The sequence below is a fragment of the Bacillus cereus group sp. MG20 genome (genome assembly GCF_040459885.1).
Lineage (GTDB): Bacteria > Bacillota > Bacilli > Bacillales > Bacillaceae_G > Bacillus_A > Bacillus_A cereus.
In genome coordinates, this window is sequence record NZ_JARVHF010000001.1 from 2,675,810 (window position 1) to 2,690,410 (window position 14,601).

Sequence of the window (14,601 nt, forward strand, 5' to 3'; positions counted from 1 at the left end):
TGTCATTTTAAAGATAAGGGGTTAGTTATATGAGCAATTCCCGTTCCATTTTATCTCAGCCAGAGTGGCGCATTGTAGATCAGTCTAGTTTGGGACCAACATTCCACGCACTTCAGTCATTCGCAATGGATGACACATTATGCACAAGCATTGGAAATGGCAAGTCAGCCGCAACAATGCGTTCTTGGGTTCATCACAATACAATTGTCCTTGGCATTCAAGATTCACGCCTTCCGCATTTAGAAGAAGGGATTTCTTTTTTAAAACAACACAACTTCAATGTTATTGTTCGTAATTCTGGCGGGCTTGCAGTCGTGCTTGATGAAGGTGTTTTAAACGTATCACTTTTATTCCAAGAAACAGAAAAAGGTATCGATATTGATCTTGGATACGATACGATGTGGCATTTAATTAAGGAGATGTTAAAGGATTACAACGTTACTATCGAGGCAAAAGAAATTGTTGGCTCTTACTGTCCTGGTAGTTATGACTTAAGTATTCGCGATCAAAAATTCGCTGGTATTTCACAACGTCGTATTCGCGGCGGTGTCGCTGTCCAAATTTATCTCTGTGCTACCGGAAGTGGCTCTGAGCGTGCCGCACTCGTTCGTGATTTCTACAACCTAGCAATTCAAGGAAAAGAAACACGCTTTACGTACCCTGAAATTGTACCAAGTACGATGGCCTCACTCTCAGAATTACTTGGCGAAACCATTACAGTACAAGATTTAATGATGCGTCTTTTAAAAACATTGCAGCAATTCGCTCCAAAGTTAACACCATCTCAATTAACAATAGATGAGATTCCTTTATATGAGACGAATTTACAACGTATTATTGATCGTAATAATAAAGCACTTGGCTTAGAAAAATAAAAATGACCACCCTAAGGGTGGTCATTTTCCATACTAATTCATTTTAGAATTAAAGTGCTTGAGCTGCTGTAATTAAAGCTAACTTGTACACTTCTTCTTCGTTACATCCACGAGACAGGTCATTTACAGGCATGTTTAAACCTTGTAAGATTGGTCCTACTGCTTCGAAGTTACCTAAACGTTGAGCGATTTTGTAGCCGATATTACCAGCTTCTAAGCTTGGGAATACGAATACGTTAGCATCACCTTTAATTGTAGAACCTGGAGCTTTTTTCTCAGCTACAGATGGTACGAATGCAGCATCGAATTGGAATTCTCCATCTAAAGTTAACTCAGGAGCCATTTCTTTTGCAATGCGAGTTGCTTCTACAACTTTTTCTGTTTCTGGAGATTTCGCAGAACCTTTTGTAGAGAAGCTTAACATAGCAACACGTGGATCAATGCCGAATAACTCAGCAGTTTTCGCACTTTCGATACCGATTTCAGCTAAATCTTGGCTGTTTGGTGCAATGTTAATTGCGCAATCAGCGAATACATATTTCTCTTCTTCACGTACCATGATGAATACGCCAGAAGTTTTTGTAACGCCTGGTTTTGTTTTAATAATTTGAAGTGCCGGACGAACTGTATCAGCTGTAGAGTGAGCTGCACCACTTACTAAACCGTGTGCTTTGCCCATGTATACAAGCATTGTACCGAAGTAGTTTTCGTCTTTAAGGATTTTGCGAGCGTCTTCTTCAGTTGCTTTACCTTTACGGCGTTCAACGAAAGATGCTACCATTGCATCCATTTCTTCGTATGTAGCTGGGTCGTAAATATCAACGCCTGCTAATGTTAAATTCATGCTAGCAGCTTTTGCGCTAATTTCTTCCTTATTACCAACTAAGATTGGTTTTACTAACTCTTCTTTTGCTAAACGCTCTGCAGCGCCTAAAATTCTTTCATCAGTTCCTTCAGGAAGTACGATAGAAATGCCTTTTCCTTGAACTTTTTCTTTTACTGTTGTAAATAAGTTGCTCACGAATAAACCCTCCTACATATGTTAAAAAACTCTATCTTTAAGAATACTGCTTTTCTTCTATATTTTAAACTTATAGCTCCCAAAAAATAGATAAAATAAAAATGATTATATTTTCATAAAATTCAGCCGTTAAATTCACCTCGCTTAAACACTTAAATGTGACAATTTTATGCGCCAAGGTTTTATATAGATGATTTTAAAACTATATATGCTATAGTTAACGTGTAAAACTATCATTAACTGAGGTGAATAGAATGAGTGAAGCAACAACAACGTTAGATGGCTGGTATTGTTTACATGATTTACGTTCTATTGATTGGGCTGCATGGAAAACGTTATCTAGCGACGAACGCGGACAAGCAGTGTCTGAATTTTTAAATGTCGTTGAAAAATGGAACGAAGTAGCTACTGCGAAAAAAGGTAGTCACGCAATGTATACAGTTGTTGGTCAAAAAGCTGATATTATGCTTATGATTTTACGTCCAACAATGGAAGAGTTAAATGAAATTGAGACAGAATTGAATAAAACAACATTAGCTGAATATATGGTTCCTGCATATTCTTACGTATCTGTTGTTGAACTAAGCAACTACCTTCCAGCTGATGAGGATCCATATCAAAATCCACAAATTTTAGCTCGCTTATATCCTGAATTACCGAAAGCAAATCATATTTGCTTCTATCCAATGGATAAGCGTCGCCAAGGTGATGACAACTGGTACATGCTTCCTATGGAAGAGCGTAAAAAAATGATGTACAGTCATAGTAAGATTGGTCGCCAATACGCAGGGAAAGTACGCCAAGTTATTTCAGGATCTGTTGGATTCGATGATTTCGAGTGGGGCGTAACATTATTCGCTGACGATGTTCTTCAATTTAAGAAACTTATATATGAAATGCGATTTGATGAAGTAAGTGCTCGTTATGGTGAATTCGGAACATTCTTCGTTGGAAACATCTTACCAGACGAAAAAGTAGAGAAATTTTTACACATATAATATTGAAAAAGGGACGAAATTCGTTCCTTTTTTTATTTCCCTCTATATTTCTCCTTAAAAAACTCCTTTTTCCCGCAAATTCGAACAAAAACCGACAAATTCCTTACAAAATTGTAACTTTTCTATATCCAAATTCATGCTAAAATGGTACGAGCTATATGCTAATAACGATGCGAAGGTGATAATTTATATGAAGAAAATCTTGTCTATTTTACTAGCACTTCTATTGTCAATTTCTTCCTTAGGAGTAACAACATCCCATGCGGAAGAAAAAATACAAATAGAAGCTGCTGCTGCACTTCTATTTGATGCAGATACAGGGAAAATACTGCATGAACAAAACCCAGACGAACTGCTAGCTATTGCTAGTATGTCAAAATTAATTGTTGTTTACGCTGTTTTAGAAGCAATTAAAGAAGGGAAAATTACTTGGGATACGAAAGTAAATATTTCCGATTACGCTTATGAAGTCTCACGTAATAATGAATTCTCTAACGTACCATTTGAGAAAGGACGTCAATATACTGTAAAAGAATTATATCATTCTATTGTTATCTTCTCTGCAAACGGGTCTAGTATTGCTTTAGCAGAGCTACTTGCAGGAAGTGAGAAAAACTTCTTAAATCTTGCAAATGAACATGCAAAAAAACTAGGGTTAAAGAAATATAAATTTGTAAACGCTACTGGTTTAAATAACGCTGACTTAAAAGGGAAACATCCCGAGGGTACTGATCCAAATGCAGAAAACTCTATGTCAGCTCGCGATATGGGTATACTTTCAAAAGTAATGATTACAAAGTATCCAGAAATGCTAGAGGATACAAAACAAAGATTTAGAAACTTCCCAGACAATCATCCAAAACCAATTCGTATGGAAAACTGGAACTGGATGTTACCAGGAGCTGCCTTCGCTTATGAAGGTACTGATGGTTTAAAAACAGGAAGTTCTGATACAGCTGGATATGGATTTACTATTACTGCGAAACGCGGTGATTTACGTCTTATCTCGGTTATTATTAAAACGAAATCAATGGACGAGCGCTTCACAGAATCTCGTGAATTAATCGAATATGGATTTAATAACTTCGAAAAACAAAAGCTCAAGGTTGATAAAAATAACACAATCTCTGTAGTAAAAGGGAAAGAAGATCAAGTAACGGTTACACCTGAAAAAGAAATAACAGTAATTGCGAAAAAAGGTAGCAAAGATCCTTATAAAATTGGGACTGAATTAGATAAATCTCTTGCTGAAGATGGACATTTAGTTGCTCCTGTTAAGAAAGATGCTAAAGTAGGCTCAATTACTTTAGAATCAACTGATAAATATGGTTTCTTAGACGGTAGTAAAAGTATGAAAGTTACTGCAAAAACAACAGAGGAAGTTGAAAAAGCAAATTGGTTTGTGCTAACAATGCGCTCTATTGGAGATTTCTTCTCAAACTTATGGTCTAAAGTATTTTAATGATGAAAAGCTAGCTCACGCTAGCTTTTTTTATTTTCCTCTCTCAATGTAAAACTTCGTTTGGTTGTCATATCTGAGTCCTTTTTCTCATACGTATGAACTAGTAATTGTTCCACACTTCATCTAGAAATAAACCTCTTTCCAAAAGGTATTACAAAAAGAGAGGTGACACATAATGGGTGTTATTGCTTATAACGAAGCAGATGTAAAGTTGTTAGCTAGACTGATGCGTGCTGAAGCCGAAGGAGAAGGGCAACAAGGAATGTTAATGGTCGGAAACGTTGGGGTAAATCGTGTCCGCGGAAATTGTTTAGACTTTAAAAGTATTCGTAATTTACGTCAAATGGTGTATCAAAATCCTGGTGGTTTTGAGGCAACACAAAAAGGATATTTTTATCAAAGAGCCCGTGAACAAGATATCGCCTTAGCAAGGCGAACTATTCAAGGACAACGTTTTTGGCCCGCTAACTTTGCCTTATGGTTCTTTAGACCTGAAGGTCCTTGTCCACCAACTTGGTATAACCAACAAAACTCTGGTCGCTTCAAAAAGCACTGCTTCTTCCAACCATCTGGTGAAGACTGTCCTAGCGTATATTAAGAGATGAAAATGAGGAGGGATTTTTGAATGGCACAGCAACAAAATCCGTACTATGGAACAGGTTTTTATCAACCATCTGGAACTTATGTCCAACCACAACAAATGACTCAACAACAACAGCAAGCAATGCAACAACAAACAGCTCAAGCTGCGCAAGCTCAATATGCAATTTCTCAAGGCATGTTACCTCTAGAGCAATCCTATATTGAAAATATCCTTCGTTTAAACAAAGGTAAGCAAGCTACAGTTGTAATGACTTATGAACGTGGCAGTTCCCTTGGTACACAATCTTATACAGGTATTATTGAAGCAGCTGGCCGTGACCATATCGTTATTAGTGAACCGCAATCAGGAAAACGCTATTTACTATTAATGATCTACTTAGATTACGTAGAATTTCCAGAAGAAATTACGTATTTACCTAGTCAACAAGCAACTTATACTCCAAGACCATAAAAAAAGCTGGCAAATGCCAGCTTTTGTTTTTTATAATCCTTTTACAACTGCAGTCCCTACTAGAATCCACGCCACAATAAACGCTACACCACCAAGAGGTGTAATTGGGCCAAAGAACTTAATGCCTGTCGTACTTAATGCATACAAACTACCTGAGAACATAATAATCCCAGCTACCATTAGCCAACCAGCAGTAGTTAAAAGTGATGATTGAACCTTATCCATCAATAAAGCAACTACGAATAATCCACCTGCATGAAACATCTGATATGTAACGCCTGTTTTCCAAACTTCTAACATTTTCGCAGAAATTTTATTTTCTAAACCGTGTGCTCCAAAGGCCCCTAACGCAACAGATAGCCCCGCTGCAATACAACCTAGTAAAAAGAAAATTTTCATCTTAATTCCCCTTTTTTACCTTTATCATAAGCAATTTTTTCATATAAGCCAAACGATTTAATTCTTAAAAATCAAATAAAGAATTACCATTTGCACCTTCTTCTTTTATATACACAGGTTCTCCAGAAACTGGTATAACTGGTTGAACTGTTGTTATAGGCTGTGATCCAATTACTTGCGATTGAATTTGCGGCTCCCTATACGTAGAAGATTCAACCTGTTCATCTAATAGTAAATCGCATAAAGCACGCACAACTAATAAATGTTCTTTTGACTTTTGTCCTTCGCTACTTTTTGCCTTCGCAATTTCATTCGCCATTTTATTTAAAATCTTGTCACTAGATATTTGCATTCCTTATCACCTCGTACTTTGTAATTCTTTCTCAAATTGTCCCAGTTTCTCTACTGAACCAAATACTATTATCATATCATGTTCTTGTAGTTTTTCCTGCCCTGTTGGATTATGTATAATATTACCATTCCTTGAAATCGCTAATATCGTTACATCAAACTGATTCCTTACATTACTCTCTAGTAACGATTTACCGACTAGTATTGAATCTTTGCCAACTAGAATTTCTTCAATGACAAATGACTGTTCTACTCCATACAACACTGTATCAATATAATGAACGGTTAATGGATTTGCAATACCTTTTGCTATATGAATACCTGCCATACTAGATGGATTAATAACCTTATTTGCACCAGCACGCCTTAATTTCTCTTCAGTTTCTGGCTTTTCAGATCTCGCCACAATTTTAATCGTATCGTTTAATCCTCTTGCTGTTAATGTAATAAATACATTTTCGGCATCATTTGCAACAATAGCAACTAAACCAGCTGCTTTTAAAATTCCGGCATTATGTAATACTTGATCTTCCGTTGCATCTCCATGTACAAATAAAAGCTTTTCCTGCTCCAATATACTTTCATCTTTATCAACAACGACAAATGGAATGTTCTTTTCTTGCAATTCATGTACAACTTGAAGCCCCACTCTACCGCAACCACATACTATAATATGATTTTTCAACTGCGCTATTTGTTTATCCATCTTCTTCCTCCGTACTGCATGAAATAAATTCCCTTCAATAATCATAGCTGCCACTACCCCAATTGCATACGTAACAATACCTACACCAACAGGAATAATAAGGAGCGAAAATACTTTCCCTGCTTGCGTTACAGGAACGGCATCTCCGTATCCAACAGTCAATACAGTAATCATCGTCATCCAAAATGCTTGAAACAAACTAATCTCTTCAATTATCATAAATCCTATCGTTCCTAGAATTACAACAAAAGTCATACATATAACTGCTATCCATAATTGCTTACGTGCATTCATACCGTGTTTCAACTCTTTTCTCTATCTACAATCTTTGCCAGTGGAAATAAAATACGTATATACTAGATACGGAATCTATGAAAGAGGTTGATATAATGAAGACATTTCTTTCCGCCTTACAATGGGCACTATTTATTTTAGCTGGAAGCCTTATTGTACCAATTAGTGTCGCAACTAGTTATGGTCTTGATGGCGCTGAAGCCATTGCATTCGTACAAAGAACATTATTTGTTCTAGGCTTTGCTGGTCTCTTGCAAGCTATATTTGGGCATAAACTTCCTATTCAAGAAGGTCCTGCTGGCCTTTGGTGGGGAATTTTCTCCCTTTACGCAAGTTTAGGCGTCGTATTATTTGGATCAAGCAATGAGACACTTAAAGTTCTTCAATATGCTTTCTTATTAAGCGGTATTATTTGTATTATTCTTAGCGTTTTTGGACTTATTGATAAACTCGTTCGCTATTTTACACCGACAGTCATTGGAACGTATTTATTTCTTCTTGTCGCGCAACTCAGTGGATCCTTCTTAAAGGGAATGTTTGGCCTTGATGGAGAACATACAGAAGTACAACCTAACGTATTTATTCTTTCACTCATTGTTATTTTACTATCCTTTTTCATCATGAAGCTACCTATTATTGGACAATATTCCGTTCTTTTCAGTATCATATGCGGCTGGATATTATTCGCATGCTTTGGATTATCTAATCCAATAACACCAGTGACAGACATAATTCGTTTTCCGTCCTTATTTGTTTTCGGCATGCCTCGTGTTGAATGGAACATGGTAATTACGGTCATATTTGTTACACTCTTACTTCTAACAAATATGTTAGCAAGTATTCGCGTTGTACAAAAGGTTGTCTCTAAATATGAAGAAAATGCTGCATCAGATCGTTTTAAACAAGCCGGCATTATAACAGGAATCAACCAATTGCTAGGCGGCCTGTTTTCAGCTATTGGACCTGTCGCTATTTCTGGATCAGCAGGTTTTATTGCAACGACTAATATTTATAAACGTCTCCCTTTTATATTAGGGTCAAGCTTTATTATTGTCGTTAGTATATTCCCAAAGATTACTTCATTCTTTGCAGCGATCCCTGTTGCAGTTGGTTATGCCGCTATTTATCCTGTATTCGCAAGCATGATTGGCCTCGCCTTTCGAGAATACGAAACTGTCCAGGATAAAGAACAATTATTTAAAGTAGCCGGTCTTTCAATCTTCACAGGAGTCGGAGTTATGTTTGTTCCAGCAGGAGCATATTCCACACTTCCACCATTTCTAGCATCGTTTTTAAGTAACGGTCTCGTTCTTGGATCTGTAATGGCCATTTTGCTAGAAATACTATTTTCTCGTTCCACAGCAAAACAAATATCGTAAATTGGAAAACTTCCATTATTGCACTCTACCTTTAGAGTTGTTACGATAAAATCAAACTTGAATCATTGGGGTTTTATCCATCCCCAATGATTATTAACCGATATTATGAGCAACACACTCATAATGATTTATCTACTTCTTTTCAAAGAGGTTTGATGTCTTACTATTATTCCTCAACATCTTCATGAACATGTATTTTGATTTCAATTAAAGAAAGGAATTTTCTATATGACTTATAAAATGATTGTTTTAGATTTAGATGATACTTTATTACGTGATGACCATACTATTTCACCTCGTACGAAAGAAGCGTTAATGACTGCACAAGAGCAAGGGGTAAAGGTTGTACTTGCTTCTGGACGTCCAACGTTTGGTATGCGCAATGTAGCCAAAGAACTTCGCTTAGAAGAATACGGCAGTTTCATTCTATCTTTTAATGGCGCAAAAATTATTAACTGTAAAACAAACGAAGAAATCTTTAGTAGTACACTATCTCCTGAAATCGTTCACAACCTATTTGAAATTAGTAAAACTGAAGATGTATGGATTCATACTTATATGGGCGATGGTATCGTAACGGAAGAAAATAATCCTTATACTGAAATTGAGGGCGATATTACTGGTATGCCAATTGTTGTAGTAGATGACTTTAAAGCCGCAGTTAAAGAGCCTGTAGTAAAAGTATTAATGAATAAAGAAGCTGAACGCCTTGTTGAAGTTGAAAAGAAACTTCAACAACAACTAGAAGGCCAATTAAGCGTGATGCGTTCGAAACCATTCTTCTTAGAATTTACTGAAGCCGGTGTTACAAAAGGAACGAGCTTAAACAAACTGATTCAAAAGCTTGGCATTAAGCGTGAAGAAGTTATCGCAATGGGCGATAGCTATAACGACCAAGCAATGATTGAATTTGCTGGTCTTGGTGTTGCAATGGGCAATGCACCTGATGATATTAAAGAAATTGCAAACTATGTAACAGATACAAATATGAATGATGGTGTGGCAAAAGTTGTAGAGAAATTCGTTTTAAAAACGGATGTACTTGTTTAATATTTTCATTCACAAAACCTATTTGAAGTCAAATACTTCAAATAGGTTTTTATTTAAATTCTCATGCTTTTGTGACTATATTTTGAACTTTGCACTATTCTCGTAGTGTAAACTTTCTTTTTGTATATAATGAAACAAAATAGACTATTTTATTTTGAAAAAGAATACAAATTTACTATATACAAGCATACGTTAAAGGAGGCTACTTTATGTTATCTACACCAATCGGACGATTAAGAGCAATTGGACTAGTTGAGGGTATTTCTTTCCTATTACTATTATTTGTAGCAATGCCATTGAAATATTTCGCAGGATTTGCAACAGCTGTTAAAATTACAGGCATGGCTCATGGTGTTCTGTTTATTCTATTCATCTTTGCAGTAATTCAAGTAACAATCGTACACCGTAAATCAATTTTATGGGCACTTGGAGCATTCGTTTCATCAGTTATCCCATTTGGTACTTTTGTACTAGATGCAAAATTAAAGAACGAACAACAATAATAAAAAGGTAGTTAACGACTGTTAACTACCTTTTCTATTTATAAATTTGGAATTTCCCAATCAATTTCTCTTTCTCCCATATTAGCTAAAATCGTATTTACTTTAGAGTATGGCTTACTACCAAAGAAACCACGTCTTGCCGATAATGGGCTTGGATGTACAGATTCGATAATATGATGATTCGGATTCGTAATTAACTTCTTCTTCGCCTGCGCATGGCGCCCCCACAATATGAAAACAACTGGCTTTGCACGTTCGTTCAACAGTTCAATCACACGATCTGTGAAGTGCTCCCATCCTTTTCCCTTATGAGAATTTGCTTCGCCTTGACGAACTGTTAATACGGTATTTAGTAGTAATACTCCTTGTTCCGCCCATTTTACTAAATAACCGTTATTCGGGATTTCATAACCATATTCATCTCGAAGTTCTTTATACATATTTAACAATGATGGTGGTGTTTTAACATCAGGTTGTACAGAAAAACTTAAACCATGCGCTTGATTCGGTCCATGATATGGATCTTGTCCTAAAATAACAACCTTTGTATTTTCATAACTTGTATACTGAAGAGCTTTAAAAATATCTTCTACCTTCGGATAAACAACATGCGTGCTGTACTCTTCTGTCAAAAAACTGGATAGAGTACGATAATACTCTTTCTCAAATTCTGGTGCCAATAATGGTCCCCAATCATTCTTTAAAACATTTTCCATACTGTCACTTCCTGTCTAATTAATTCAACATATCCTGTTTTGTAAATACTAAGAACGAAATAATAAGGGAAACAACTGCCCAAACAGTTAAATTCATCAAAGAAAATCCCATTGATAAGCCTTGTAATGCAGGTAATTTTCCTGATAAATAATCCGTTAATGATAAATTCACGCTAAAAATATATTTCGCACCTTCCCAAGATGTTGCGAACGAGCTTAAGATACCGCCTGCAATTAATGCAGCTAGCATAACGCCCATACCAGCTGGTGTATTACGAATTAAAACAGAGACCATAAATGATATAGTTCCGACAACGATAGCAACAAACCAGGCTAGTCCATACGCCATTAAGATGTATTGCCACTGCGGAATCAGATGCACAAAGTTCGTATTTAACGTTTCCTTATCAATGACGAATCCTGTTAAAACAGGTAAATTCCATCCCGAGTATCCAAATACAAGCCCTGATAATATGTAAGCAAACAAACCTACAAGAAACAGTATGAGCGAAATGAAAAATAACATCGTCACGTATTTACTAAGGAGTATTTTCCAGCGCCGAATCGGCCGCGTAAGTAACATCTTCATTGTCCCATCACTTCGTTCTCCTGAAACGATATCAATAGCGACAATCATTACGAGAAGCGGAATAAACAATGTAATTCCTTGTTCAATAAATGCTCTGACAAAAGTCGGTGCACCCGGTGCCATCGGGTTAATATCATGATCTAAATAATATTGTTGTTGCTCAACTCTTACCTTTAACCAATCACGCCATTCTTCTGGCAACCTAGAATTGTTCAACCGGTTCTGAGAATCAACAATTTGCTGTTGCAATGAAACCTTCCAATCAGTTGTACCGAGTCTTTTTTGTGTCGTTTCTATTTCACGATACTGCGCGTACACAAAAAGCGGGATCAAGATTGCTAAAATAAGCATGACAACAAAAATACGTTTCTTACGGTAAATCTTTTCTGATTCATTTAAAACTAGATTCGCAAATTCACGCATGCTGCTCACCCCTTGTGAGTTCAATAAATAAATCTTCTAGCGTAAATACAAGCTCCTTAACGCTATGTACATCTATTTCATTTTCTACAAATTTTTTATTCCAACTACTTATAGATGCAATATCCATGCGGCATAGTAATCGCTCGCCTTTTACACTCACTTCTCTTATTTCCTCGGTCGCTTCTAGCATATCTTTCGCCTTAGAAATTGGTGTAACAATCCATTCTACACGATCACTTGCTGTTTTAATTAATTCTTCAACCTTGGCAACTGTTATCATCTTTCCTTTATGAATAATAGCAACGCGATCGCATATCATTTGCACTTCACTTAGCAAGTGACTTGAAATAAACACGCTCATATTTTCTTCTTTCACAAGCTTATGTATAAATTCCCTAAGTTCTCTAATCCCTGCTGGATCTAAACCATTCGTTGGCTCATCTAATATAAGCAATTTAGGATTCCCAAGGAGCGCCTGTGCAATTCCAAGGCGTTGTTTCATACCAAGTGAGTACGTTTTTACCTTGTCATGAATTCTTTCATCTAAATGAACCATTTCAGCAATTTCAATAATACGTTCATCTGATATATCACCTAACATACGAGCAAATTGCTTTAAATTTTCCCATCCTGTTAAATATGTATACAACTCTGGGTTTTCAACGATACTCCCAATTTGACGCATCGCTTCTCTGAAATTTTCCTTAATCGAATAACCACCGATAGAAATCTTACCTTCTGTCGCCTTAATCAATCCGACTAACATTCGAATGGTAGTCGTCTTTCCAGCACCGTTTGGTCCTAGGAACCCGAACACTTCTCCTTGCTTTACATCAAAGGAAATATTCTCTACAAGAGTCTTGTTTCCAATTACCTTCTTCAAGTCTCGTACGGAAAGTATCGTCGTCATTTTACCCCTCCTTGTTCTAGTTTTAATTTACTTACAACATTTTGAACTAAACGTTCTGCCATATACGTATAACCTACTTCATTCGGATGAAAATGATCAGAGTATAATAAATCTTTCCCGCGGTTTTGGAATAAATCAAATGTCGGTGTAATATACACATTTTTATCGTTTAGCGCTAACTTCTCTAAAGATGCATTCCAGTCCACAACAATGTTTGAAGACCCTTTTAAATCTTCTACATCTTCAAAAGGATTGTATAAACCAAGCCAAAAAATCGGACTATTTGCATTTAATTTACGAATTTCTTCTATAATTTTCTTTGCTTCATTTTGAAACGTTTCTGTATCAGGACGATACGTCTCTAAATCTATTTTCCCGAGCGATTCCCAGCCTGGGAACAAATCATTCCCGCCAATCGTTAACACGATTACATCTGCTTGCTTAATTGAATATTGAGCGCCACTACTCTCAATTTGTTTTAATAAATCGGGCATTTTTGCACCACTAACTGCTAAATTTGTTAATGCAATTTTTTGCTTATAATCTTTTTGTAAATCCTCTTTCATTCGCCCAACATAGCCAATTCCTTCTTTATCACCAACGCCACGCGTTAATGAATCACCTAAACTAACGATTTGTAACGTTCCCGTTTTCTTTTTCTCTTTTGCCACTACATCGGTCTTTTTAATTAAATTTGAAGCTTTCGGATTTAATACATCATTTACACCTGAAACAAAGCCATATGCAAATAAACAGAAAGATGCAATTGTAATGAGTAGAATTACTTTTACTACTTTTGATCTCATATCAAAACCCCTTTTAGCCCTCATAGATTGTCCATAATTATACCAAACGAAATTTTGAAAAGCGATTTTCACACCTTCTCAATTATGTCGTTTCTCTATCTACTAACTCTGGTAATAACTCTATATGCTTCACATCTAATTTCTCTTCATTAATCTTTTCATATAATAATTCAAACGCTTTCACTCCAACGTTTTTACTAGAATGCGAAATCGTCGTTATACCCAATATATCTGCCACCTCTTGATCATCACACCCGATAATCGTAATATCCTCTGGAATACGAAATCCTTGTTTTTTTGCTTCTGTAACCATCCCCGCTGCAATATGGTTACAAGATACAAGGAACGCCGTCGGTTTTACTGACATATGAGCCCATTCTCTAATTACATTGCGTCCATCTTCCACTGTAAAACATCCCTCAAATTTCCAGGTCTCTAACGATGTTACGATACTCTGTTGAAGCGAATCTTCGTACGCCTTCTTTCGTCTTTGGCTATTAACGCTATTACTTCTTCCAATACAATATCCAATACGTGTATGACCGGCATCTATTAAGCTTTTCATCCCACGTGAAAATACTTTGTAGTAATCGATATGGACACTTGAAATATACTTCGAATCTATTTCTTCACACATAACAATCGGGCCGAATTTCGTATATTCTTCAAGCTTCTCCTTACTATTTGTCCGAGAACAAATAATAACCCCATCAAGCTTTTTCATTTTTAACATATTTAAAATTTCTAGTTCTCTTTCTTCGCTATAATTTGTCTGGCAAAGCATCATATTATAATTATTCTTTGCTGTTTCTTTTGATATCCCCTCGATAATAGCACTATAATATTGATCATTTACGTGTGGCAATAAAACGCCAATTACATTCGTTTTTCCTTTCACTAAATGAATTGCATTCACGTTTTGCGTGTAATTTAATTCTTCTATAATTGCTAAAATTTCTTTTCGTTTCTGTTCATTTACGTACGGATGATTATTTAGTACACGTGAAACAGTTGAAACAGATACTCCAGCAAGTTCAGCAATCTTTCTTATATTTGTCATCTCAT

Annotated in this window: 17 protein-coding genes; 8 read left to right on the forward strand and 9 right to left on the reverse strand. The window is 36.2% G+C overall.

All coding sequences use genetic code 11. The features are described from left to right. Positions 1 to 29 precede the first annotated feature (29 nt). The gene (lipL, locus tag QCI81_RS13745) at positions 30 to 875 is read left to right on the forward strand and encodes an octanoyl-[GcvH]:protein N-octanoyltransferase (protein ID WP_000071945.1); all 846 of its coding nucleotides are present in this window, start codon (positions 30 to 32) and stop codon (positions 873 to 875) included. 49 nt (positions 876 to 924) lie between these two features. On the opposite strand, the gene pta is transcribed toward lipL, so the two are convergent. Beyond that, complete coding sequence (gene pta, locus QCI81_RS13750) at positions 925 to 1,896, reverse strand: phosphate acetyltransferase (protein ID WP_000067215.1); 972 nt, start codon at positions 1,894 to 1,896, stop codon at positions 925 to 927. Positions 1,897 to 2,150: 254 nt separating this feature from the next. Here pta and hemQ point away from each other — a divergent pair, with 254 nt between their 5' ends. The 4 genes from hemQ to gerQ all read left to right on the forward strand — a co-directional run bounded on the left by hemQ (position 2,151) and on the right by gerQ (position 5,410). Continuing rightward, the gene (gene hemQ, locus QCI81_RS13755; RefSeq protein WP_001287595.1) at positions 2,151 to 2,894 is read left to right on the forward strand and encodes a hydrogen peroxide-dependent heme synthase; all 744 of its coding nucleotides are present in this window, start codon (positions 2,151 to 2,153) and stop codon (positions 2,892 to 2,894) included. Positions 2,895 to 3,084: 190 nt separating this feature from the next. Then, complete coding sequence (locus QCI81_RS13760) at positions 3,085 to 4,356, forward strand: serine hydrolase (RefSeq protein ID WP_053563289.1); 1,272 nt, start codon at positions 3,085 to 3,087, stop codon at positions 4,354 to 4,356. A 175-nt stretch (positions 4,357 to 4,531) separates the two neighbouring features. Further along, positions 4,532 to 4,954 carry a cell wall hydrolase CwlJ gene (gene cwlJ / locus QCI81_RS13765; RefSeq protein WP_000538155.1) on the forward strand — a complete coding sequence of 141 codons (423 nt, stop codon included), beginning with the start codon at positions 4,532 to 4,534 and terminating at the stop codon, positions 4,952 to 4,954. Positions 4,955 to 4,981: 27 nt separating this feature from the next. Continuing rightward, positions 4,982 to 5,410, forward strand: a complete 429-nt coding sequence (gene gerQ / locus QCI81_RS13770; RefSeq protein WP_000068652.1) for a spore coat protein GerQ — start codon at positions 4,982 to 4,984, stop codon at positions 5,408 to 5,410. A gap of 30 nt (positions 5,411 to 5,440) precedes the next feature. Here the strand turns inward: gerQ and QCI81_RS13775 are convergent, their stop codons facing one another. The 3 genes from QCI81_RS13775 to QCI81_RS13785 all read right to left on the reverse strand — a co-directional run bounded on the left by QCI81_RS13775 (position 5,441) and on the right by QCI81_RS13785 (position 7,160). After that, the gene (locus tag QCI81_RS13775) at positions 5,441 to 5,809 is read right to left on the reverse strand and encodes a DUF423 domain-containing protein (RefSeq protein WP_000688315.1); all 369 of its coding nucleotides are present in this window, start codon (positions 5,807 to 5,809) and stop codon (positions 5,441 to 5,443) included. A gap of 64 nt (positions 5,810 to 5,873) precedes the next feature. Beyond that, positions 5,874 to 6,161 carry a YwdI family protein gene (locus QCI81_RS13780; protein ID WP_001167346.1) on the reverse strand — a complete coding sequence of 96 codons (288 nt, stop codon included), beginning with the start codon at positions 6,159 to 6,161 and terminating at the stop codon, positions 5,874 to 5,876. Positions 6,162 to 6,167: 6 nt separating this feature from the next. After that, entirely contained in the window at positions 6,168 to 7,160 is a 993-nt protein-coding gene (locus tag QCI81_RS13785; RefSeq protein ID WP_353810813.1) for a potassium channel family protein, read from the reverse strand. Positions 7,161 to 7,255: 95 nt separating this feature from the next. On the opposite strand from QCI81_RS13785, the gene QCI81_RS13790 reads away from it, so the two are divergent. From QCI81_RS13790 to QCI81_RS13800, 3 genes are all read left to right on the forward strand, one after another. Further along, on the forward strand, positions 7,256 to 8,539 hold the full coding sequence (locus QCI81_RS13790) for a purine/pyrimidine permease (protein WP_142340419.1): 1,284 nt from the start codon (positions 7,256 to 7,258) through the stop codon (positions 8,537 to 8,539). Between the two features lie 228 nt (positions 8,540 to 8,767). Beyond that, complete coding sequence (locus tag QCI81_RS13795) at positions 8,768 to 9,589, forward strand: Cof-type HAD-IIB family hydrolase (RefSeq protein WP_353810814.1); 822 nt, start codon at positions 8,768 to 8,770, stop codon at positions 9,587 to 9,589. Between the two features lie 209 nt (positions 9,590 to 9,798). Next, on the forward strand, positions 9,799 to 10,092 hold the full coding sequence (locus QCI81_RS13800) for a DUF3817 domain-containing protein (protein ID WP_000953396.1): 294 nt from the start codon (positions 9,799 to 9,801) through the stop codon (positions 10,090 to 10,092). 38 nt (positions 10,093 to 10,130) lie between these two features. Here the strand turns inward: QCI81_RS13800 and QCI81_RS13805 are convergent, their stop codons facing one another. Genes QCI81_RS13805 through QCI81_RS13825 form a run of 5 tightly spaced genes read right to left on the reverse strand, consistent with a single transcriptional unit; the run spans position 10,131 to position 14,596 of the window. Beyond that, positions 10,131 to 10,808, reverse strand: a complete 678-nt coding sequence (locus QCI81_RS13805) for a uracil-DNA glycosylase (protein ID WP_053563288.1) — start codon at positions 10,806 to 10,808, stop codon at positions 10,131 to 10,133. A gap of 19 nt (positions 10,809 to 10,827) precedes the next feature. Beyond that, positions 10,828 to 11,820, reverse strand: a complete 993-nt coding sequence (locus QCI81_RS13810; RefSeq protein ID WP_001206475.1) for an ABC transporter permease subunit — start codon at positions 11,818 to 11,820, stop codon at positions 10,828 to 10,830. Further along, entirely contained in the window at positions 11,813 to 12,730 is a 918-nt protein-coding gene (locus tag QCI81_RS13815; protein WP_053563287.1) for an ABC transporter ATP-binding protein, read from the reverse strand. The genes QCI81_RS13810 and QCI81_RS13815 overlap by 8 nt, the downstream gene beginning before the upstream one ends. Beyond that, positions 12,727 to 13,608 (reverse strand): SGNH/GDSL hydrolase family protein, encoded by an 882-nt coding sequence (locus tag QCI81_RS13820; RefSeq protein ID WP_015055217.1) that lies wholly within the window; start codon positions 13,606 to 13,608, stop codon positions 12,727 to 12,729. The genes QCI81_RS13815 and QCI81_RS13820 overlap by 4 nt, the downstream gene beginning before the upstream one ends. 10 nt (positions 13,609 to 13,618) lie before the next feature. Then, complete coding sequence (locus tag QCI81_RS13825; protein ID WP_053563286.1) at positions 13,619 to 14,596, reverse strand: LacI family DNA-binding transcriptional regulator; 978 nt, start codon at positions 14,594 to 14,596, stop codon at positions 13,619 to 13,621. Between the last annotated feature and the right edge of the window lie 5 nt (positions 14,597 to 14,601).

Excerpts from the sequence above, each read along its gene's own strand:
- QCI81_RS13795 (WP_353810814.1), top strand. The coding sequence starts at position 8,768 with ATGACTTATAAAATGATTGTTTTAGATTTAGATGATACTTTATTACGT.
- QCI81_RS13780 (WP_001167346.1), bottom strand. The coding sequence starts at position 6,161 with ATGCAAATATCTAGTGACAAGATTTTAAATAAAATGGCGAATGAAATT.
- lipL (WP_000071945.1), top strand. The coding sequence starts at position 30 with ATGAGCAATTCCCGTTCCATTTTATCTCAGCCAGAGTGGCGCATTGTA.
- QCI81_RS13790 (WP_142340419.1), top strand. The coding sequence starts at position 7,256 with ATGAAGACATTTCTTTCCGCCTTACAATGGGCACTATTTATTTTAGCT.
- QCI81_RS13815 (WP_053563287.1), bottom strand. The coding sequence starts at position 12,730 with ATGACGACGATACTTTCCGTACGAGACTTGAAGAAGGTAATTGGAAAC.
- QCI81_RS13775 (WP_000688315.1), bottom strand. The coding sequence starts at position 5,809 with ATGAAAATTTTCTTTTTACTAGGTTGTATTGCAGCGGGGCTATCTGTT.
- QCI81_RS13760 (WP_053563289.1), top strand. The coding sequence starts at position 3,085 with ATGAAGAAAATCTTGTCTATTTTACTAGCACTTCTATTGTCAATTTCT.
- QCI81_RS13810 (WP_001206475.1), bottom strand. The coding sequence starts at position 11,820 with ATGCGTGAATTTGCGAATCTAGTTTTAAATGAATCAGAAAAGATTTAC.
- cwlJ (WP_000538155.1), top strand. The coding sequence starts at position 4,532 with ATGGGTGTTATTGCTTATAACGAAGCAGATGTAAAGTTGTTAGCTAGA.
- QCI81_RS13825 (WP_053563286.1), bottom strand. The coding sequence starts at position 14,596 with ATGACAAATATAAGAAAGATTGCTGAACTTGCTGGAGTATCTGTTTCA.
- QCI81_RS13805 (WP_053563288.1), bottom strand. The coding sequence starts at position 10,808 with ATGGAAAATGTTTTAAAGAATGATTGGGGACCATTATTGGCACCAGAA.
- gerQ (WP_000068652.1), top strand. The coding sequence starts at position 4,982 with ATGGCACAGCAACAAAATCCGTACTATGGAACAGGTTTTTATCAACCA.
- QCI81_RS13785 (WP_353810813.1), bottom strand. The coding sequence starts at position 7,160 with ATGAATGCACGTAAGCAATTATGGATAGCAGTTATATGTATGACTTTT.
- hemQ (WP_001287595.1), top strand. The coding sequence starts at position 2,151 with ATGAGTGAAGCAACAACAACGTTAGATGGCTGGTATTGTTTACATGAT.
- QCI81_RS13800 (WP_000953396.1), top strand. The coding sequence starts at position 9,799 with ATGTTATCTACACCAATCGGACGATTAAGAGCAATTGGACTAGTTGAG.